This window comes from Saccharothrix coeruleofusca (assembly GCF_017876325.1).
GTDB classification, from domain to species: domain Bacteria; phylum Actinomycetota; class Actinomycetes; order Mycobacteriales; family Pseudonocardiaceae; genus Actinosynnema; species Actinosynnema coeruleofuscum.
In genome coordinates, this window is the sequence record NZ_JAGINV010000001.1 from 4,908,922 (window position 1) to 4,926,901 (window position 17,980).

Sequence of the window (17,980 nt, forward strand, 5' to 3'; positions counted from 1 at the left end):
TTCTCTTCCGAGGTCGCAGCAGTCCGCCACGCCTGCCTGCCGTCGGCGCGCGGACGCGGGTGTCGTGCGGTGCGAGGTGGCCCTGGGCGCCTCCCGTGTTCCATGGTGTGGACGACCTTGCCGCCAGCTAAGCACCTCAACAAGGATTGCCTCAATGGAAATCGACATGAATCTTCGGGACAGGGCGGCGGTGCACCACGCGCTGTCCGACCCGGTGCGCCTGGAGATCGTGGACCTGCTCGCGATCGGCGACCGGTCGCCGGGCGAGCTCGCCGCCCGCTTCGGCCTGACCTCCAACCTGCTCGCCCACCACCTCAAGGTGCTGCGCGAAGTCGGGCTGGTGGAGCGCACCAGGTCCCAGGCGGACGGGCGGCGCGCTTACGTGCGGCTCACCGCCGAACCACTGCGGGGCCTGAGCATCACCCCGACCGTGACCGCGCCCAGGGTGGTGTTCGTCTGCACCCGCAACGGCGCCCGCTCGCCGCTGGCCGCGGCGGTGTGGCGCACCCGCAGCGCCATCCCGGCCACCTCGGCGGGCACTCACCCCGGTGATCGGATCAACCCCCGCACACTGGCCACCGCCGAACGACACGGCTTGGTGCTCGAGCGGGAGACCACCGCCCACGTGCGCGACGTCGTCGCCCCCGACGACCTGGTGGTCGCCGTCTGCGACGGCGCTTTCGAGGAACTGGGCCCCGCCGACCGCCACGTGCACTGGTCGGTCCCCGATCCGGGACGGGTGGACACCGACGAGTTCTTCGAGGACGTCTTCAGCCAACTCTCCCACCGCGTCGACCGCCTCGCGGCGATCGCGCACACGCCATGACCGCTTGGAGGAACCACCGTGTCCGACTGCCCCTACTGCGACCCGCCCGAACCCGCCACCGGCGGCTGGGTGCACAGCGACGAGCACTGGTTGGTCGCCCACGGACCCGCGGAGACCACGATGGCGGGCGCCCTGCGCGTCACCTCGCGACGGCACTACACCGATTTCGCCGAGATGACGCGGGCCGAGGCCGAGTCCTTCGGCAGGCTGCTCACCCGCTTGGACGCCGCCCTGCGCGCGGTCACCGACGCCGAACGCGTCCACGCGGTCTCCACCCGCGACCGCGTTCAGCACTTCCACGCCTGGCTCTACCCCCGGCCCGCGAGCCATCCCCTGCGCGGCACGGACTTCCTCAACGCACCCCAGCGGACCACCTCTGCCGAAGCCGAGCGCACCGCCGCCGAGGTCCGCGCGCAGCTGACCACCCAGCACATGGTCGCGGGCGAGTGAGCAGGCCGCGTCCGACCGAGCCGAACCCCGGAGATCACCGCATGTGCTTCTCGAACCACGCCAGGATCCGCTCCGGGTGGCGCTGGAACCACAGGTAGCCGTCCCACCGCGCGGTGGTGCCGTGGATCCAGAACATGTCCTTCTCCTGCGCGCCGATCGCCTCGAAGATGGCTTCCAGGTCCGAGGGGTGGGTGAGCGGGTCGTCGTGGACGCCGTAGGTCAGGGTCGGCACGGTGACCGCCGGAGCCGACTTCGCCGGGCCGCCCTCCGCCAGCAGCACGCTGGTGATCAGCTGGAACCGGCGGTCGACCTCGGCGGCGTGCCCGGCGAGCCCGGCGTGTTCGAGCTGCCGCTGGAGGATGACCACCGGTGAGAGCAGCAGGGGCGCGACCAGGCAGCGCACGCCCGCGAAGGCGGCGGGGTCGAGTTCCATCGCCACGAAGGTGGCGTGGGCGCCCATGCAGCGGCTGAACAGGCCGAGCGCCATGCCCGCCAGGTCGGGGCGCGAGCGCGCGTAGGCCAGTGAGCCGAGCACGTCGCGGGCTTCGAACCGGGCGTTCGAGTGCAGCCCGCCGTTCGCCGCCGCACTCAGCCCGTGGTTGCGGAAGTCGTACGCCAGCACGTTGTAGCCGTTGTCGTGCAGGATCTTGTAGTCCGGGATGAGGTTGACCTCGAAGTCGTTGCCGAAGCCTTCCCCGAAAGCGGACTTCCACGGTTGGAGGTGCGCCGGGAAGCCGTAGCGGGAGAAGGTGAACGGGTGCGCGCAGATGATCAACCGGCCGGAGTCGTGGCGCGGGATGAACCAGCCTTCCAGCGGCGTGCCGTCGGCCGAGGGGAAGGTGACCTCGTCGAACCGGAGGCCGGCGTCCGCCGGTGTCCGCAGCAGCGGCGATCGCGGCGGGAAGGCGAAGCCCCGCGCGATCGCGTCGAGCGCGGCGTCGGTCCGCGCGTCGAGGGCGCCGTCGCCTGCCACTTCGTCGTTCTCGGGCATTCGGATCTCCACGGGTGGTCGAGGGAGGGTTGACGGGAACAGGCGGCCACCGAACGGGAGCGGGATCACCTCGCACCGGGATCGGACTCGCGAACGCTTGCCGCTGCCACCTGATCGCAGCCTATGCACGAGGGAACGCCGGAAGAATGTCCTCGGCCACCCGTCTCTTGCCAGATGCTTCCAAGCACCGCCTGCCCCCTCGCCTGACGACGCGGCCAAGCCCGTCCCCCGGTTACGCTGCCGTTGTGCCGACTGCGCTGGAGGACGTGTGGCGGGAACGCTGGAGAGCATCAGGTCGCTGATCGCAAAGCACGCCGTCGAGTCCGATCCCCGGCTGTCGCCGGGCGGCATCCGGTTGCACCTCAGCCGCTCCCCCAGCGCGCCGGTCCCCATCGTGTTCGAACCGATGCTGTACCTGGTCTTCCAGGGCAGGAAGCAGATCGTCCTCGACGACTGGATCATCGACTACGGCAGCGAGGACCTGGTCATCACCTACCTGGACCTGCCCGCGCTGACCCGCGTGACCGAGGCGGACCGGACCAGGCCGTACATGGCGGTGGAGTTGCCGCTGGACCTGGACGTGCTCGTCGACCTGGCCACCGACATGCGGCTGCCGCCCGTGGCGGAGGCGCGGGCGGTCTCGGTGCGTCCACTGCCGGAGGCCGTGCTCGACCCGGTGCTGAGGCTGTTGAAACTGCTCGGTTCCCCGATGGACGCGAAAATCCTCGCGGACGGGTTGAAGCGCGAGATCACCTACCGCGTGCTGACGAGTCCTCAAGGGGACTCGCTGCTCCAGCTGATCAACGTCGAGGGCGTGGCGCGGCGGATCAGGTCCTCGACCGAGTGGATGCGTCATCACGTCGACGCGCCGGTCGACGTCGGGACCCTCGCGAACCGTGCGGGGATGAGCGTCACCTCGTTCCACCGGCACTTCAAAGCCGCCACCGGGACCACACCGGTGGAGTACCACAAGCGAGTCCGCTTGCACGAAGCCCGCCGACTGCTCACCGGCGAGGTCGAGACCGTCTCGCGAATCGCGACGGCGGTCGGTTACGCCAGCCCGTCGCAGTTCAGCCGCGACTACAAGCGCATGTTCGGCACCCCGCCCGCGGCGGACCCCCTGCGCCTGAGGCCGCCGCGAGAGCGGTCCGGCTGACCGCGCGGCGCGAAGCTCGTTGACCTCCAGTTAAGTGGAGCTCCTAGCGTGGTCGGTGACACGGGGAGGAGATCCACCATGACCATCCTGGTGACCGGGGCCACGGGGAACACCGGCCGTCACGTCGTGGCCGGACTGGCGCGGCGCGGGCAGCGGGTCCGGGCGCTGACCCGCGACCCGGACGCGGCCCGATCGGTGCTGCCGCCCGGTGTGGAACTGGTGCGGGGCACGCACACCGCGCCCGACGCGGTGACCGACGCCCTCGACGGCGTCACCCGGCTGCACATCACGGTCACGCCGGGGCTGGCCGACGCGGGCGCCGAACTGGTGCGGCGCGCGGTGGACGCGGGCGTGCGCCGGATGACCGTCGTGTGGGGCGGGTACGTGGGGCCCACGGAGCGGGCCGTGGCGGACTCCGGGGTGGAGTGGACCCGCCTGGAACCGCAGGAGTTCATGTCCAACACGTTGACCTGGATCGACTCGATCCGCACCGAAGGCGTCGTGCGCGAACCGTACGACTCGCCCAGCGCGGTGGTGCACGAGGCCGACATCGCCGCCGTCGCCGTCACCGCGCTGCTGGAGGACGGCCACGCGGGCCGCGCCTACAACCTCACCGGCCCGCAGGCGCTGACCACGCGCGAACGGATCGCGATCCTGTCCAAGGCGCTGGGGCGCGACATCGCGTTCGCGCCGATCACGCACGAACAGGCCGTCGACCGCCTGCTGGCCACCGGTGTCTCCCGCGAGGACGCCGAGTACGTCATCGGTTGGTACGCCTCCCCTCCCAAGGAAGCCTCCACAGTGGACGAAACGGTCGCCGAGGTGCTCGGCCGCCCTGCCCGCACGTTCGAGCAGTGGGTCGCCGAGCACGCGAGCCGCTTCTGAGACACCGGTCGCAGCACTCCTACACGTTGACAGCCACCACCAGCTTTCCCCGTCGGGGTCCGCGTTCGGCGGCGGTGTGCGCGGCGACGGCGTCTTCGAAGACCTCCTGGACGGGCACGCGGAATCGGCCACGCTCGAACAGCGCGGCGGCCGCGGCGAGCCCGTGCCGCCCGTCCGGCTCACCGCCCAAGGCCCCCACCGACACGCGGACCCCGTGCCGCGGGCCGCTGGAGTCGGCCAGCGTGACCACCGACGACGGCGACCCGGTCAGCTCGACCAGCTCCGGCAGCGAACCCTTCCCGGCGACGTCGAGCGCGACGTCGACCCGGCCCGGCACCCGCGCGCGCAGGCCGGGCCCGTACGGGATCGGCGTGGCACCCAGGCTCTCGACGAACTCCTGGTTGCCGGGCGCGGCCGTGCCGAGCACGCGGGCGCCGCGCGCGAGCGCCAAACCGACCGCGAGGCTGCCCACACCACCGGACGCGCCGTCGACCAGCAGAGTCGTCCCCTCGCGGACGTCGAGCAGGTCGAGGGCGCGAGTGGCCGTCTCGACGCCGGACGCGGCCGCCCCGGCCTGCTCCCACGGCATCGACGGCGGTTTCCGCGCCCAGAAGGCGAGGACGGCGAACTCGGCGGTCGCCCCGCCGAGGCGGGCGGCGTCGACAGCGCCGAAGACCTCGTCACCGACCGACACACCGTCCTCGCCACCGGACTCGACACCGGGCCCCACCTCGTCCACGACACCCGCCGCGTCGACTCCGGGGATGTGCGGGAGGGCGATCGGCGACCGCGCCCTCCCGGCCCGGATCGCCAGGTCCACCGGCGAGACACCGGCCGCGCGAACCCGGACGCGCACCTGACCGGGACCGGCGTGGGGCTGCGGGAGTTCCCCCACCGACAGGACTTCGGGCGGGCCGAACCGCTCGAACCGGACTGCGAACACAGTGACTCCCCGGAAGTTCCGCTGGGCTGATGGCGCCTACGGTAGGAGCGATCACCAGTGGCGGACGGGAAGTGAGAGCCGTGCGGGACGAACTGACTCGGAAACGCCGGACCGACGCCGAGCACAACCGCCGCCACCTGGTCGCGGTGGCGCACACGGCCTTCGCGCGGCACGGCCCGGACCTGCCGGTGCGGCGGATCGCGCGGCTCGCGGGCCTGGCCCCCGCGACCGTGCACCGGCACTTCCCGTCCCGCGCCGACCTCCTCGCGGCCGTGCTCGCCGGTCAGGTGGACCGGTGCGAGCGGCAGCTGCGGGCCGCGCTCGCCGACCCGGACAGCCGCCGCGCGCTGACCCGCACGTTCCACCGCTTCGGCCAGTGGCGGGTCCGGGAACCAGGGCTGGTCGACGTCCTGAGCGGGCCGGAGTTCGCCGACCACCGCCGCGCGCACGCCGAAGCGTTCGCGCGACTGGTGGACCGGGCCCGCGCCGACCGGGTCCTCCGCCCCTGGGTGTCGGTCGAGGACGTCCGGGGCGCGCTGATGGCGATCCCGTCGGCGCGGACGAGCCCGGCGGCCAAGAGCCTCACCCGCGTGCTGCTCACCGGACTGCTGGCGCTGCCCGCGGGCGAGGTTCCGGCAGCCCGCTGACCTCGCCCGGCGCTCCGCAACGACCAACCCCATTCGCCTCGACGGGTGACGGCGCGGGGAGGGGTCCCCGGCCGCTGCCGCCACTCTGCGCACATGGGCGATTTCGAAGTGGCCGCCGAGGCCCTCCGCGGGGTGGTCGGCAGGCACGACAAGGTACGTGACGACCTGTCCGCGACCAACCAGCGCAGCGGGTTGCTCGCGCGGCTCCAACCCCCGATGCCGGATCCGGCGACCACCGCCTTCATCACCGCCGCGTGCCAGGCGGGCCAGGCGCACCTGGACTCGGTCACGAGCATCGAGCGGGAGCTGCAGACGCGCATCGAGGAGCTGAAGGCGTCGCTCGACCAGTACGTGACGACCGAGCAGGACAATCACCTGCGACTGGCGGTGGACCGATGAACGAGCTCAGCGGCTACGAGATCTACCAGATGGTGTCGCGGGGCGCCGGTCCCGACGGGCTGACCCAGGCGGCGGACGTGTCGAGGGACGCCCGCACGCGCATCGAGGCCCTCGGCGACGAGCTGCGTCGGCTCACCGCCGAGGCGCAGGCCGAGTGGCGGGGTCGGGCGTCGGAGCGGGCGGCGCAGGCCGCGCAGCCGATCGGGCAGGCGCTCCAGCGCGCGCAGGAAGCGCTGGACAAGGCCGACGCCTCGTTGCGGGCCCAAGCTCAGAACTACGGCGTGCTCAGGCAGCAGGTGCAGCCGATGGCGACGCCGTATCCGCCGGAGCTGACTTTCTTCGACGAGATCACGCCGTGGGACACCGACAACGAGCTCGCGCGCAAGGCGTGGTTCGAGGCCGACGCGCACAACCGCCGCGTCTACGCGGAATACGCCGCGGTGACGGGCCGGAACCAGGCGATGCTGCCGCAGGTGCCCCCGGCGTCGGGCGGTGTGATGGGCGCGGACACCGCTGTGCAGGCCACGGGCGGAGCGGGCGCGCGATCCGCGACGTCCGCCCCTCCGCAGGTCGGGAGTGCGGGGAGCACCTCGCCCTCGTCGGCGGGATCGGCGGGCGGTGGCGAGGTCTCCGCACCGCCGTCGACCAGCGGTGGTGGCGGCAGGACTTCGGCCAGCAGCGCCGGGCGCGGCGACGGAGGCCCCACCAGCGGTGGTGGCGGCGGCGACACGGGCCCCGCCGGTCGGGCGGCTGCCGTCCACGGACCCTCCGCCGCACCGAAGCAGCCGGGTGACCGGCTGCAGCCAGTTGACCGGCTGCAGCCGGGCGACCGGACGGCGGTCGCCGACTGGTCCACCGGTGCGCTGGGCGGCGTGCCGATCGCGGCGCGTCCGCCGTCGGCCAGGGACAGCGCGCACACGTCGAGCACCCCGAAGGGCGACCACCTGCTCGGCGCCGCTCCGGTGCTGCCAGGCGGGATCGGCATCGGCGACCCGACCGGCACCAGGGGACAGCGAGGCTCCCTGGCACCGGGCGACCAGTCCGCCGTTCTCGGCAGAACACCGCACAACGCCCCTGTCACGGCCAGTCCCCGTGGCGCGGCAGGCAGGGTCGGAGCGGCGGGCGTGGGCGCAGCGGCGGGCATGGGCGGTTTCGCGCCACACGCCGCGCCCGCGCGTGGGGACGAGGACAGGGAGCACAAGCGCACCGTGTACCTCGACGAGGACGTGGACACGCTCGTCGGCCCGATGCCCAGCGGCGTGACGCCCGTGATCGGAGTGGACTGATGTTGCGCACACCGGTAGTGCTGTCCGACACGGCGTTCGACACGCTGTGGCGCCGCGACGACCTCGGCGAGCACCACACCGCCCTGCACGTGCCGCCCGCCCAGGCCAACGCCCTGGAAGTCGAGCAAACCCTGCACCGCGAGGGGGTGCGGGTCGACGACGCGCGGGAGGCGTTGCGGGTGCTCGCGTTCGCCGACCACGAGTGCTTCGGCTGGATCGCCTTCAACCGCGACATCACACTGCCCGTCGTCACCGCCACGGCCGGACGGCACGGCGTGTTCGCGTTGCGGGACAACGGTCACGTGCGGATCGGCGCGTTGCACGGCGATCCGTCGGACACGCTCGTGGCATGCCTGCCGCCGATGCCGCCCGGCCGGGGCTCGTCGATCAACGCCCGTGCCGAGGAGGCCCGGGGTTCGCGGGCGCTGGTGGAACTGATGCAACGTCCGCGCACCGGCGTCGCCAAGCTCTTCGCGGCCAAGCGCGACCGGCACGGACGGCGCAGGCGCTCGGAATCGTTCATCACCACGATCGACTGCCCGGACGGCCGTTGGCTGGTCGTCCGCTACACCGACAGCCGCAGCCAGCGCTGGGTGCACGCCACGCCCGCGACCCACTCCATCATCGGGGACTGGTTGCGCCGCATCAACGACTGACGGCCCGCCCCCCGGCGGGGCCACGGCCCGGTGGAGCTGGTGCGCGTCCTCCGCGGGCTCCCTCGGGTCGAGCCGGTCCGAGGCCCGGAACCCGTCCATCGCCAGGCGCACGTGCCGCCGCCACATCGTCGGGGCGACGTGCCGCGTGGCCCCGGCGATGCGGGCTGTGCCCGGTCAGCTCGCCGTCGCGCTCCCGGCCCGCGCCGCGCCGAGCTCGCCGAGCCTTTCGCACGAGCACGTGCTGCGGCTGGAGCAGAGCCGGACCACCAACCCGTCCGCCCAGGTGGTCCCGGCCCTGGCCCGCGCGCTGCCGCCTCGTCGACCGCCTCGGCGATCTCCCGATCGGCGTGTTCGCCGCTGATGGGAGCCTGCTGTGGTGGATCGCCGTGCAGACGGCCCTGCACGGCGATCCGTCCGGCCTGCCGCCCACCGAGCGCAACCTCGCCCGCAGCCTCTTCGGCACGGGTGAGGGCCGCTGGTACCTGCGCACGGTCACCTCGACAGCCGGACCGCACGCTTTCGAGACCGCGATCGCCGCGGACCTGCGTGAAGCGGTCTCCCGCTACCCGGCCGACCCGGAGCTGGCGGCGCTCGTGGACGGCTTGCGGGCGGCCTCGCCCCTCTTCGGTGAGCTGTGGTCGGTGGCGGGCATGGGACAGCTCACCGGCGATCTCAAGACGATCAGCCATCCCGAGCTGGGTGACCTCACCCTGGAGTGCGACGTGCTGACCGTTGCCGGGGTCGACCTGCGCATCGTGACCTACACGGCGGCCCCTGGCACCAGCGACGCCGATCAGCTCGACCTCCTGCGCGCTTCCCGGCTCAGCGAGGCTCGCTGACGACCAGCCGCCCCTGGGAACCGGGCAGGCGACACCAGCTCGGTCAACAGCACCGGCACCGAGAGCCGGGCGGTGGCGTGGTCCCCTGGGCCGAGGCCATCCCGCGGTGTTGAGCGTGCTGGATTCCCACCCGACCGTTCAGGTCGAATGCTCCGCGCACGAATGCGATGAACCGCTTCAAACCGCCCCGACCCCGACAACGGAGTACGACGTCCGCTCCTGCCGCCGAGCGGTTGGTTGAAGTGCATCGTGTGCTCGCGCAGTGTGAGCGCGCCCGTCCCGCCCCGACAAGGTCGAAGCATGGACGAGATCACTCCTCTGGGAGCTGGGTCCATGTGAAGCGACCGATACCGGAGAGAGGAACGGCAGTTGATGACGGGCAGGGTCGCGCCCATGACTACGCCACCCTCTGTCCGCCCTCGCGGATCAGGGCACGAACGAGGCGAGCTGCTCGTCGAGCCACGGGTAGAGCTCCTCGGCCTTGGTGTTGAGCCGAGACTTCAGGTACCGCGTGGTCTCGTCCGCCAGCACCTCGATGGAACCGTCCGCGACAGCGTCGTAGGCCTGGGCCACGACACTGTCGGCGCTGACCTTCGGCACGTCCCAGCGGGCCGACATCGGAGTGTCGACCATGCCGACGAGCAGGCCGATGACCTGCGTGCCACGGGGGCCCAGCTGGGCGCGCAGCGCGTTGGTGGCCGACCACATCGCCGCCTTCGAGGCCGCGTAGCCGGTCGGCACGTTGATCCAGGCCGCGGTGGACAGGACGTTCAGCAGCGTGCCGCCGCCGTTGGCCGCGAGCACCGGGGTGAAGGCGTTGGCGACCCGCAGGTTGCCGAAGAAGTTGGTCTCGAAGATCCGGCGGAGCTCGTCCTCCGGCCCGGAGATGGAGTCGCCTGCGGGTGCGATGGCAGCGTTGTTGACCAGCAGGTCGACGTCCGACGCGGTCGCGGCGGCGTGCGCGGCGCTCCCCGGATCGGCCACGTCGAGGGCCAGCGACTGGACACGGGCGTCGTCCCAGAGCCTCGGGGTGCGCGCGGTGGCGTAGACCTTTGCCGCACCCCGCCCCAGCGCCTGCCGCACGAACTGCTCGCCGAGACCGCCGTTGGCGCCGGTGACGAGCACCGTGCGGCCGTGGAGTGACTGGTTCACGTAAACTCCTCCATTAAGTGGGGATCATCCCCGGATCAACTATGCGGGGATAGTCCCCACTTTTCCAGGAGGAGTGTCGATGGCCACAGCGCGGAAGCCTCGCGCCGACGCCCAGCGCAACCGCGACGCGATCCTCGCCGCAGCCCGCGAGACCTTCGAGGCCGAGGGCGTGCTGGCCCCGCTCGACGGCATCGCGCTGCGCGCCGGAGTCGGCAACGCCACCCTCTACCGCAACTTCCCGACCCGCGACGACCTGCTCGCCGCCGTCATCGCGGACAGCATCGCCAAAGCGTTGAGCGAGGCCGACGAACTGTCCCGGACCCTCACGCCGCGCGCGGCGCTCGCCGAGTGGCTGGTGCTGCTGACCTGGCGGTTGCGCATCTGGCACGACCTGCCCTACTGCCTGGCCACCGCCCTGCGGGATGTCGAGTCGCCGATGAGGACGACCTCCGACCCGCTGCTCGAGCGGACGGACAGCCTCCTCGACGCGGCGAGGGCCGCCGACGCCCTGGCCACCCCGGTCACCGCGAGCGAGGTGTACGAACTGGTGCTCGCGCTGTCGTGGGCCGTCGACCGGTTCGACGACGACGCGGCAGCCGCGCGCAAACGGGTCGTGATGGCGACAGCGGGAATCTTCACCCGGCCCTGAGTCCGGCACCCAGGCGAGTTCCCTGCGGACGGCTACGCGCAGTAGTGCGAAGCAGGCGAACTCGTCAGCGGATCGCGGGCCTCGTCGCGGGAGGAGATCGGCGCGAGGAACCCGAACGCGCCGCGCCGGAGGAGGTCGTGGCCGTCAACCAGCAGAAGAGGGGCTCGGCGGTGCCGGCGGGACACCGGTGATTCGGCGCGTTCGTGGTGACAGCGCGAACGATCGGGTCCACGGAGATCAGGCCCGGCTCGACGTGTCTCCACTGTGGACGACCGAGTGCTCCGCCGAGTTCCGCGCGACGCATCGGCGTCTCCACCGCGCCGCACCCGACCACGACGCGGCTGTCGTTTCGCTCGACGATGCACGGCAGCGCAAGCAGGAGAACGCGGAACAGGACCGTCACCCATTGGGTGACGGTCCTGTTCCCATCCTTGTGGTGCCCCCGGTGCGACTCGAACGCACACTGGACGGATTTTGAGTCCGCTGCCTCTGCCGATTGGGCTACGGGGGCCTTGGTTGCACGAACTGTACTGGATCAGGCGGACCGACCACCGCGTACCCCTCGGCCGCGGTGGTCGGCCGGAGTACGACCTTACCGGAACGGAGCGGTCCGCTCCGCTGCTGCTAGCGTCCCTGCATGGGTGGGCGTGAGGCGGAGGCCCGGCGTAACGACGCGAGGGTGCTCGCCGCGGCGAGTGCGGTGTTCGAGGAGTTGGGGGACGACGCGCCGGTGTCCGCCATCGCCAGGCGGGCCGGGGTGGGGATGGGGTCGCTCTACCGGCGCTACCCCACCAAGGAAGTCCTCGTGCACGACGTGTGCCTGGCGGCGCTCCAGCGGGTCGCGGACTTGGCGGAGTCCGCTCTGCGGGACGACGACGCCTGGGCTGCGCTGGAACGGGTGCTGCGCGGGACCGTCGAGTCCGGGGCGACGAAGTTACTCGGGTTGCGCCGGACGAGGACCGATGACCTGAGGGCTGCGGCGGAACGCGCGGGGGCGGCGTTGGAGCGGCTGGTGGAGCGCGCTCGGGCGGAGGGCGGGTTGCGGGAGGGGGTTTCCGCGGGGGACCTGCTGCACCTGGCCCGGTTGGTGACCGGGGCCGAGCCGGGGTTGCGCGAGCGGTACCTCGCGCTGGTGCTGGACGGGCTGCGCGCGCGCCTGCCGCTGCCCGGCCCCGCGCCCGAGTGGGGGTTCTAGGAGCGCACCAGCCTTCCGATGGCGGCGGAGGCCTCGGCGATCTTGTCCTCGGCGACGGTGCCGCCTTCGGCCACGGCCTGGGCCACGCAGTGCTTGAGGTGCTCGTCGAGCAGGCCCAGCGACACCGCCTGCAGCGCCTTGGTCGCCGCGGAGATCTGGGTCAGCACGTCGATGCAGTACTCGTCGTTCTCCACCATCCGCTGCAGGCCGCGGACCTGTCCCTCGATGCGGCGCAGCCGCTTGAGGTACGCGTCCTTGTCCGCTGTGTAACCATGCATCGCTCCCGGCCTTCCCTACCCTGGGCGGGTATCCCCACCCAGGATAGGCCACTCGACCGGGTGTGACTCCGACCACGGGGTACGACCTTCGCCCACCGTGCATTTCCCAGCTCAATCACCGGTGGCGAAATGACCCGTCCGGGGGCATCATCACATTTTAGCGGCGAAAGGTTAGGCGATATTCCGCCGGTGCACTATGGTGGCGACCGAAGCGTGTGGCGCAGATACGAGTCGAGAGCAGCACGCGCTATGCGAGCACACACGGAGGAACAGTGGCACAGCAGACCGTCGTCCAACTCATCGACGACCTCGACGGCAGCGAAGCCGCCGAGACCGTGAACTTCGCGCTGGACGGTGTGGAGTACTCCATCGACCTCTCCAAGGAGAATGCGGACAAGCTCCGCGAGTCCCTGGCCGACTTCGTCGCCAAGGCGCGTCGGGCGGGCGGCCGCAAGCAGCGCAAGGGCACCGGCAAGAGCACGGTAAAGGCTGGGGACAAGGCCCAGGCGCAGGCCATTCGGGACTGGGCGCGGGCCCAGGGCCACCAGATCTCCGACCGGGGGCGGATTCCCCAGGGGCTGGTCGTCCAGTTCCAGGAAGCTCACGCCTCCTGACCGGCGGCTGATTCCCCGGCTGCGGGGCGCGAGGGCGAACCGCAGCCGGGGAACCGCAGGTCGCGTGCCTGGCGACCGGGAAACGCGGTGCTCAGCAGGCGCAGCGGGGCAGCCGCCTTGACCGCCGTCTCCTCGAATTCCTCCGCGGGGTCCGACAGCGCGATGACCGCGCCGCCCACCCCGAAAGTCGCCTTGTCCGGGGTCACCACCAGCGTCCTGATGACGATGCTGAAGTCGGCCGTTCCGGACAGCGAGAAGTAACCCAGGGCTCCGGAGTAGACACCCCTGGGCCCGGCTTCCAGGTCGTCGATGATCTGCATTGTCCGGATCTTGGGCGCGCCCGTCATGGAGCCGCCGGGGAACGCCGCTCTAACCGCCGTCACCGCAGAACAGCCGGTCCGAAGTCTGGCCCGAACGGTGCTGACGAGCTGGTGGACCGTCGCGTAGCTCTCCACCGCGAACAGCCGGGGCACCTCGACGCTGCCGACTTCCGCGCAATGGCTCAGGTCATTGCGCACCAGGTCCACGATCATCAGGTTCTCGGCGCGGTCCTTCGCGCTGGTCGCCAGGGCTGTGCGGAAACTTTCGTCCGCCTCGGGGGTGTCGCCGCGCGGTCTGGTCCCCTTGATTGGTTCTGATTCCACCACACCTCGCCGATCGACCCGCAGGAACCGCTCGGGCGAGGTGCTCAGCACCGACAGGGTGCCGAAACGCAGCAGCGCGCCGAACGGCGCGGGGCTTTCCCGGCGCAGGAACCGGTATGCCTGCCAGGGGTCCACCGGGCCGCGCCAGGTGATCTCGTTGGTCAGGCACACCTCGTAGCTGTCCCCCGCCGTGACCGCCTCCAGGCAGGCGTCGACGAGCTTGAGGTACTGCGACCGGTTGTGCCGCAGCCGGGCCTCGCCCGCCCGCACGGGCCGGGGCCGCGGTTCGGGGTGCGGGTCGAAGGCGAGCAGGAACCGCGCCGTCCGGTCCAGCCAGCCGTCGTCGGCCAGCGCGAGCAGGTAGGCGCACCCGTCGAGGTGGTCGAACACCACGGCGCGGTCGGCGAACACGAACGCGGCGTCGGGGTGCTCGGAGCGGTGCGCGCGGTCGCCGCCGCACTCGGCTTTCAGCTCGTAGCCGAGGTAGCCGACCCAGCCGAGGGCGAAGTCGAAGGGCACGTCGGGGTGGGTGGCGCGGTGGGCCGCCAGGTCGGCGTCCAGCCAGTCCAGGAACGGGCCGGGGTGCTCGGTGGTGCCCTCGTGCCCGGTGACGGTCACCCGTCCGCTGTCCAGGTCGTAGGTGGCCACGCGCGCGAGCGGGCCGCTCGCGTCGCCCATGGCGGAGAACCGGCCGCGCTCCCCCGTGCGGCTGCTGTCCAGCCAGAAGGCGTCGGGGGAGTCGCCGTAGAGGGCGGCGAAGACCCGCTCGGGCGAGGGGTGGGCGTCGATGCGCCGCACCAGCACCCGGTGGTGCGGCGGAGCCACGGGGAGAGGCGCGGGTGGGGGCGCGGGGGGCTCGACGGCGGCGGGGCGGCCGGTGAGGTCGCGGAAGTTGGCCAGCAGCTCGTGGCCGTGCGAGGTGCGGATGGACTCGGGGTGGAACTGCACGCCCCACGCGGGCCGCGAGCGGTGCCGCACGGCCATCAGCACGCCGTCGCCGGACCAGGCGGTGGGCTCCAGCTCGTCGGGCAGCCCGGTCACCGCCAGCGAGTGGTAGCGCACCACCTCCAGTGGCGAGGGCAGCCCGGCGAACAGGTCGGTGCCGGTGTGCCGGACGTGGTCGACCACGCCGTGGCGCGGGGTGACCAGCTCCACGCGGGCGCCGTGGGCCAGGCACAGCCCCTGGTGGCCCAGGCAGACGCCGAGCAGCGGGATCTCGGCGTGCTCGACCACCGCGCGGCACAGGCCGAAGTCGGCGTCGTCGTGCGGGCGGCCGGGGCCGGGTGAGATCACCACGTTGTCGAAGCCGCGCAGGTCGGACAGCCGGAAGCGCGGGTCGTCGTGGGTGATGACGACCGGTTCGCGCCCGTTCACCCGCGCCAGGTACTGGAAGAGGTTGTAGGTGAACGAGTCGTGGTTGTCGATGAGCAGGGTCCGCATGGCAGTCCGCACGCTACCGGCCGCGCCACCCGGATGGAGTACAGCGGAGGTGGAGCACGGCGGAGGGGCCGGGCCGACTCGGCCCGGCCCCTCCGGTTCCCCTCCCCGAGGTCAGTCCAGGTGGAACTTCGGGTCGGTGGCCAGCGCGGCCAGCTGCTGCGGGGTCAGCGGCGGCTGCGCCATGGCCGGGTGCCCGGAGTTGGCGAAGCCCTTGGCCTGCGCGACCGTCACGAGCGTGCCGTCCTCGTGCCAGAAGAGGGCGGCCTGCTCCAGGCCGTTCTGCACGGGGGTGTTGGCGGTCAGCAGGGCCACCTGCTTGCCGCCGACGTCGACGGTGTCGCAGCGGCTGTTGGCGCCGTGCACCGGGTACGTCGCCCGCAGGGCCGCCGCGCAGCCGGTGGCGCCGCCGAGCTCGGTGCTGCCCTTGGTCAGCACCCTGATCTCCAAGCGGCCCACGCCCTCGGCGTCGGACTTCACCACCGGCGTGTAGGCCCAGTAAGTCCAGACCTGCGTCTGGCCGACGTACTCCTCGAACGAGGCCTGCGCCCGGCGCATCGCCCCGTAGTCGTCGAACCCGACGCGCTGCTTGTCCGGGGCGGAGAAGCCGGGCGGCAGCGAGGAGCTGAGGTCGTTGAGCACCTTGGTGCCCTTGTCCGCCCTCGGACCGCTGGTGGCGGTCCGGTCCTGCTGCCCGTCCGGCCACTGCGTCTTCGAACTCGCACCGGGCTGTGCGTTGGGCTGGCCGCTGGGCACCTTGGGCGTGACCGTCGTGGTCAGCGCCGGTCCGGACGGTGAGGGCCGCGCGGACTGCCCGGTCGTTGACGGCCGCTCGGACTGGCCGCCCACCTGCACGCTCCCGCTCCCGCCGGACAGGCCGGGGAGCAGCGTCGCGCCGACCGCGATGCCCACCACCGCGAGTCCGGCCACCGCGCCGCCCCACGTGGCCCGGCGCTTGCGCGCCGCCGCGCGGCCCGCCTCCAGCGCGCGCCGGGTGTCCATCGCGGGCGGCGGGCTGCTCGCCACCACCGCGTCGCGCAGAGCGTTCTTGAGCTCCTGCTCGTTCATCGCACCCTTCCTTCGTGCATCTGCGGGGTGACCAGGCCGCGCAGCGTCTGCAGCCCCCGCGCGGCCTGGCTCTTCACCGTTCCCTCCGAGCAGTTGAGCGCCTTGGCGGTCTCCTGCACCGAGAGGTCCTCCCAGTACCGCAGGACCAGCACGGCCCGCTGCCTCGGCGGGACCTTGGCCAGCGCCGCGAGCAGCACCACCCGGTCCTCGGTCGAGCCGTGGCCGGGTGCTGGGGCGTCCTGCGGCACCTGGCTGACGCGCTCCTTGCGGAACCACCCCCGGCGCAGCTCGGACACGAAGGTCCGGACCAGCGTCTGCCTGGTGTAGGCGTCCAGGGCGTCGTGCCGCGCCACGCGGCGCCACGCCAGGTACAGCTTGGTGAAGGTCGCCTGCACCAAGTCCTCGGCCCGGTGCCAGTCGCCGCACAGCAGGTACGCCGTGCCGCGCATGGCCTCCGACCGCGCCGCGAAGTACTCCGCGAACGCGGTGTCCCGGTCGCTCATCCCATGCCCCTCCGTCCTGCGGTACGGGGTAGTCACGCTTCCGGGCACCGATGCGGTTGCATCCGATCGGGTGAGGTCGAGGAGACTGGTGTCAGGATTCCCACGAGGAGGCTTGGCCTTGACCCTGATCTTCCCGCTCATGTTCGGGCTGGTGCTCGGGCTGGTGCACTACTACTTGTGGCGGCGGCTGGTGCGCGACACGCTGCCGCCGGGTCGGGGCAGGCGAGTGGCCACCACCGCGCTGGTGGTGCTCTACGCGTTGATGGTGTCGGCGCTGGTGGTGACTCGGATCACGCCGACCGGCAGCGCGTGGCTGGCCTGGCCGGGCTACCTGTGGCTGGCGGTGGCGTTCTACGCGGCGGTGCTGCTGGCGGTGCTGGAGATCCCGCGGCTGCTGCTCAACCGGACGGTCGGACGGCGGGAGCGGACGGCGGTGCCGGTGGTCGCGGGCGCGCCCGCGCCCGCGCCGGAGCAGGCGCCCGAGCCCGCGCCGAAGCCGGTGGTCGACCCCGGCAGGCGGCTGTTCATCGCCCGCTCGCTGGCGGTGGCCTCGGGGCTGGCCGCGGGCGGTGTGGTGGGCTACGGCGCGACGCAGGCGCTGGGCGACCCGCGGATCAACCGGGTGCCGGTGAAGCTGGCCAAGCTCGACTCCTCGCTGGCCGGGTTCCGCATCGCGGTGGTCAGCGACATCCACCTCGGACCGCTGCTGGGTCGCGCCCACACCGAGCGGATCGTGCGCACGATCAACCGGTTGGAGCCGGACCTGGTGGCCATCGTCGGCGACCTGGTGGACGGCACGGTGGCGCAGCTGGGCGAGGCGGCGGCTCCGCTGCGCGACCTGTCCAGCGCGCACGGCAGCTTCTTCGTCACCGGCAACCACGAGTACTACTCCGGTCACGAGCAGTGGATCACCGAGCTGGAGCGGTTGGGCGTCAACGCGCTGCGCAACGAGCGCGTGCGGATCAGCCGGGGCAACGCCTTCTTCGAGCTGGCGGGTGTGAACGACGTCACCGGCGAGCAGTCCGACGACGCGCCGGACCTGGCCAGGGCGCTGGACGGGCGCGACGAGCGGCAGCCGGTGGTGCTGCTGGCCCACCAGCCGGTGCAGGTGCGCGAGGCCGCGCGGATGGGCGTGGACCTCCAGCTGTCCGGGCACACCCACGGCGGCCAGATGTTCCCGTTCACCTTGGCGGTGCCGCTGCAGCAGCCGGTCACCTCGGGTCTGGCGACCGTGGACGGCACCCAGGTCTACGTCAGCAACGGCGCCGGTTTCTGGGGTCCGCCGGTGCGCGTGGGCGCTCCCCCGGAGGTCGCGCTTGTGGAGCTGCATCACAACTTCGCCATCGAATAGCGCATTGTTCA

General features: G+C 72.2%; 20 protein-coding genes and 1 tRNA gene. 13 read left to right on the forward strand and 8 right to left on the reverse strand.

What is annotated here, in order from left to right; translation table 11 throughout:
* Positions 1–154: 154 nt before the first annotated feature.
* Both JOF41_RS21865 and JOF41_RS21870 read left to right on the forward strand, forming a co-directional pair.
* Positions 155–826, forward strand: a complete 672-nt coding sequence (locus tag JOF41_RS21865) for a metalloregulator ArsR/SmtB family transcription factor (protein ID WP_189223152.1) — start codon at positions 155–157, stop codon at positions 824–826.
* A gap of 18 nt (positions 827–844) precedes the next feature.
* On the forward strand, positions 845–1,276 hold the full coding sequence (locus JOF41_RS21870; protein WP_209621606.1) for an HIT family protein: 432 nt from the start codon (positions 845–847) through the stop codon (positions 1,274–1,276).
* A 34-nt stretch (positions 1,277–1,310) separates the two neighbouring features.
* Here JOF41_RS21870 and JOF41_RS21875 read toward each other — a convergent pair whose 3' ends face one another.
* Positions 1,311–2,267 carry an alpha/beta hydrolase family protein gene (locus JOF41_RS21875; RefSeq protein ID WP_209621609.1) on the reverse strand — a complete coding sequence of 319 codons (957 nt, stop codon included), beginning with the start codon at positions 2,265–2,267 and terminating at the stop codon, positions 1,311–1,313.
* Between the two features lie 268 nt (positions 2,268–2,535).
* Between JOF41_RS21875 and JOF41_RS21880 the strand changes: the two genes are divergently transcribed.
* Together JOF41_RS21880 and JOF41_RS21885 are read left to right on the forward strand one after the other, a co-directional pair.
* A complete protein-coding gene (locus JOF41_RS21880; protein WP_209621612.1) occupies positions 2,536–3,423 on the forward strand; it encodes an AraC family transcriptional regulator in 888 nt (295 codons plus the stop codon).
* 78 nt (positions 3,424–3,501) lie between these two features.
* A complete protein-coding gene (locus tag JOF41_RS21885) occupies positions 3,502–4,308 on the forward strand; it encodes an NmrA family NAD(P)-binding protein (protein ID WP_209621615.1) in 807 nt (268 codons plus the stop codon).
* A 19-nt stretch (positions 4,309–4,327) separates the two neighbouring features.
* Here the strand turns inward: JOF41_RS21885 and JOF41_RS21890 are convergent, their stop codons facing one another.
* Entirely contained in the window at positions 4,328–5,251 is a 924-nt protein-coding gene (locus JOF41_RS21890) for an NADP-dependent oxidoreductase (protein ID WP_209621618.1), read from the reverse strand.
* A gap of 80 nt (positions 5,252–5,331) precedes the next feature.
* Between JOF41_RS21890 and JOF41_RS21895 the strand changes: the two genes are divergently transcribed.
* The 5 genes from JOF41_RS21895 (at position 5,332) to JOF41_RS38380 (ending at position 9,078) form a co-directional block, all read left to right on the forward strand.
* Positions 5,332–5,898 carry a TetR/AcrR family transcriptional regulator gene (locus tag JOF41_RS21895; RefSeq protein ID WP_209621622.1) on the forward strand — a complete coding sequence of 189 codons (567 nt, stop codon included), beginning with the start codon at positions 5,332–5,334 and terminating at the stop codon, positions 5,896–5,898.
* A gap of 93 nt (positions 5,899–5,991) precedes the next feature.
* Positions 5,992–6,297: a hypothetical protein gene (locus JOF41_RS21900; protein WP_189223146.1), complete on the forward strand. Its 306-nt coding sequence runs from the start codon at positions 5,992–5,994 to the stop codon at positions 6,295–6,297.
* Positions 6,294–7,583, forward strand: a complete 1,290-nt coding sequence (locus tag JOF41_RS21905; RefSeq protein ID WP_209621625.1) for a WXG100 family type VII secretion target — start codon at positions 6,294–6,296, stop codon at positions 7,581–7,583. The genes JOF41_RS21900 and JOF41_RS21905 overlap by 4 nt, the downstream gene beginning before the upstream one ends.
* Positions 7,583–8,239: an ESX secretion-associated protein EspG gene (locus JOF41_RS21910; protein ID WP_209621628.1), complete on the forward strand. Its 657-nt coding sequence runs from the start codon at positions 7,583–7,585 to the stop codon at positions 8,237–8,239. The genes JOF41_RS21905 and JOF41_RS21910 overlap by 1 nt, the downstream gene beginning before the upstream one ends.
* Before the next feature lie 347 nt (positions 8,240–8,586).
* On the forward strand, positions 8,587–9,078 hold the full coding sequence (locus JOF41_RS38380) for an MmyB family transcriptional regulator (protein WP_209621630.1): 492 nt from the start codon (positions 8,587–8,589) through the stop codon (positions 9,076–9,078).
* A 426-nt stretch (positions 9,079–9,504) separates the two neighbouring features.
* Here JOF41_RS38380 and JOF41_RS21920 read toward each other — a convergent pair whose 3' ends face one another.
* The gene (locus JOF41_RS21920; protein ID WP_189223143.1) at positions 9,505–10,230 is read right to left on the reverse strand and encodes an SDR family oxidoreductase; all 726 of its coding nucleotides are present in this window, start codon (positions 10,228–10,230) and stop codon (positions 9,505–9,507) included.
* A gap of 79 nt (positions 10,231–10,309) precedes the next feature.
* Here JOF41_RS21920 and JOF41_RS21925 point away from each other — a divergent pair, with 79 nt between their 5' ends.
* Positions 10,310–10,879 (forward strand): TetR/AcrR family transcriptional regulator, encoded by a 570-nt coding sequence (locus JOF41_RS21925; protein WP_189223142.1) that lies wholly within the window; start codon positions 10,310–10,312, stop codon positions 10,877–10,879.
* 434 nt (positions 10,880–11,313) lie between these two features.
* Here the strand turns inward: JOF41_RS21925 and JOF41_RS21930 are convergent.
* Positions 11,314–11,390: transfer RNA gene (locus JOF41_RS21930), tRNA-Leu, on the reverse strand.
* A 126-nt stretch (positions 11,391–11,516) separates the two neighbouring features.
* Between JOF41_RS21930 and JOF41_RS21935 the strand changes: the two genes are divergently transcribed.
* Complete coding sequence (locus JOF41_RS21935) at positions 11,517–12,074, forward strand: TetR/AcrR family transcriptional regulator (protein WP_209621634.1); 558 nt, start codon at positions 11,517–11,519, stop codon at positions 12,072–12,074.
* Here JOF41_RS21935 and JOF41_RS21940 read toward each other — a convergent pair.
* Positions 12,071–12,352: a metal-sensitive transcriptional regulator gene (locus JOF41_RS21940; protein ID WP_189223140.1), complete on the reverse strand. Its 282-nt coding sequence runs from the start codon at positions 12,350–12,352 to the stop codon at positions 12,071–12,073. The genes JOF41_RS21935 and JOF41_RS21940 overlap by 4 nt on opposite strands.
* 272 nt (positions 12,353–12,624) lie before the next feature.
* Between JOF41_RS21940 and JOF41_RS21945 the strand changes: the two genes are divergently transcribed.
* On the forward strand, positions 12,625–12,966 hold the full coding sequence (locus tag JOF41_RS21945; RefSeq protein ID WP_189223139.1) for a histone-like nucleoid-structuring protein Lsr2: 342 nt from the start codon (positions 12,625–12,627) through the stop codon (positions 12,964–12,966).
* Here the strand turns inward: JOF41_RS21945 and pabB are convergent.
* The 3 genes from pabB to JOF41_RS21960 form a co-directional block, all read right to left on the reverse strand.
* A complete protein-coding gene (pabB, locus tag JOF41_RS21950) occupies positions 12,954–15,050 on the reverse strand; it encodes an aminodeoxychorismate synthase component I (protein ID WP_209621637.1) in 2,097 nt (698 codons plus the stop codon). The genes JOF41_RS21945 and pabB overlap by 13 nt on opposite strands.
* Positions 15,051–15,161: 111 nt before the next feature.
* Positions 15,162–16,115 (reverse strand): hypothetical protein, encoded by a 954-nt coding sequence (locus JOF41_RS21955; RefSeq protein WP_209621639.1) that lies wholly within the window; start codon positions 16,113–16,115, stop codon positions 15,162–15,164.
* Positions 16,112–16,618, reverse strand: a complete 507-nt coding sequence (locus JOF41_RS21960) for a SigE family RNA polymerase sigma factor (protein ID WP_189223136.1) — start codon at positions 16,616–16,618, stop codon at positions 16,112–16,114. The genes JOF41_RS21955 and JOF41_RS21960 overlap by 4 nt, the downstream gene beginning before the upstream one ends.
* A gap of 118 nt (positions 16,619–16,736) precedes the next feature.
* On the opposite strand from JOF41_RS21960, the gene JOF41_RS21965 reads away from it, so the two are divergent.
* Positions 16,737–17,969: a metallophosphoesterase gene (locus tag JOF41_RS21965; protein ID WP_307867494.1), complete on the forward strand. Its 1,233-nt coding sequence runs from the start codon at positions 16,737–16,739 to the stop codon at positions 17,967–17,969.
* The last annotated feature ends 11 nt before the right edge of the window (positions 17,970–17,980 follow it).

Excerpts from the sequence above, each read along its gene's own strand:
- JOF41_RS21940 (WP_189223140.1), bottom strand. The coding sequence starts at position 12,352 with ATGCATGGTTACACAGCGGACAAGGACGCGTACCTCAAGCGGCTGCGC.
- JOF41_RS21955 (WP_209621639.1), bottom strand. The coding sequence starts at position 16,115 with ATGAACGAGCAGGAGCTCAAGAACGCTCTGCGCGACGCGGTGGTGGCG.
- JOF41_RS21960 (WP_189223136.1), bottom strand. The coding sequence starts at position 16,618 with ATGAGCGACCGGGACACCGCGTTCGCGGAGTACTTCGCGGCGCGGTCG.
- JOF41_RS21875 (WP_209621609.1), bottom strand. The coding sequence starts at position 2,267 with ATGCCCGAGAACGACGAAGTGGCAGGCGACGGCGCCCTCGACGCGCGG.
- pabB (WP_209621637.1), bottom strand. The coding sequence starts at position 15,050 with ATGCGGACCCTGCTCATCGACAACCACGACTCGTTCACCTACAACCTC.
- JOF41_RS21885 (WP_209621615.1), top strand. The coding sequence starts at position 3,502 with ATGACCATCCTGGTGACCGGGGCCACGGGGAACACCGGCCGTCACGTC.
- JOF41_RS21935 (WP_209621634.1), top strand. The coding sequence starts at position 11,517 with ATGGGTGGGCGTGAGGCGGAGGCCCGGCGTAACGACGCGAGGGTGCTC.
- JOF41_RS21905 (WP_209621625.1), top strand. The coding sequence starts at position 6,294 with ATGAACGAGCTCAGCGGCTACGAGATCTACCAGATGGTGTCGCGGGGC.
- JOF41_RS21900 (WP_189223146.1), top strand. The coding sequence starts at position 5,992 with ATGGGCGATTTCGAAGTGGCCGCCGAGGCCCTCCGCGGGGTGGTCGGC.
- JOF41_RS21925 (WP_189223142.1), top strand. The coding sequence starts at position 10,310 with ATGGCCACAGCGCGGAAGCCTCGCGCCGACGCCCAGCGCAACCGCGAC.
- JOF41_RS21865 (WP_189223152.1), top strand. The coding sequence starts at position 155 with ATGGAAATCGACATGAATCTTCGGGACAGGGCGGCGGTGCACCACGCG.
- JOF41_RS21910 (WP_209621628.1), top strand. The coding sequence starts at position 7,583 with ATGTTGCGCACACCGGTAGTGCTGTCCGACACGGCGTTCGACACGCTG.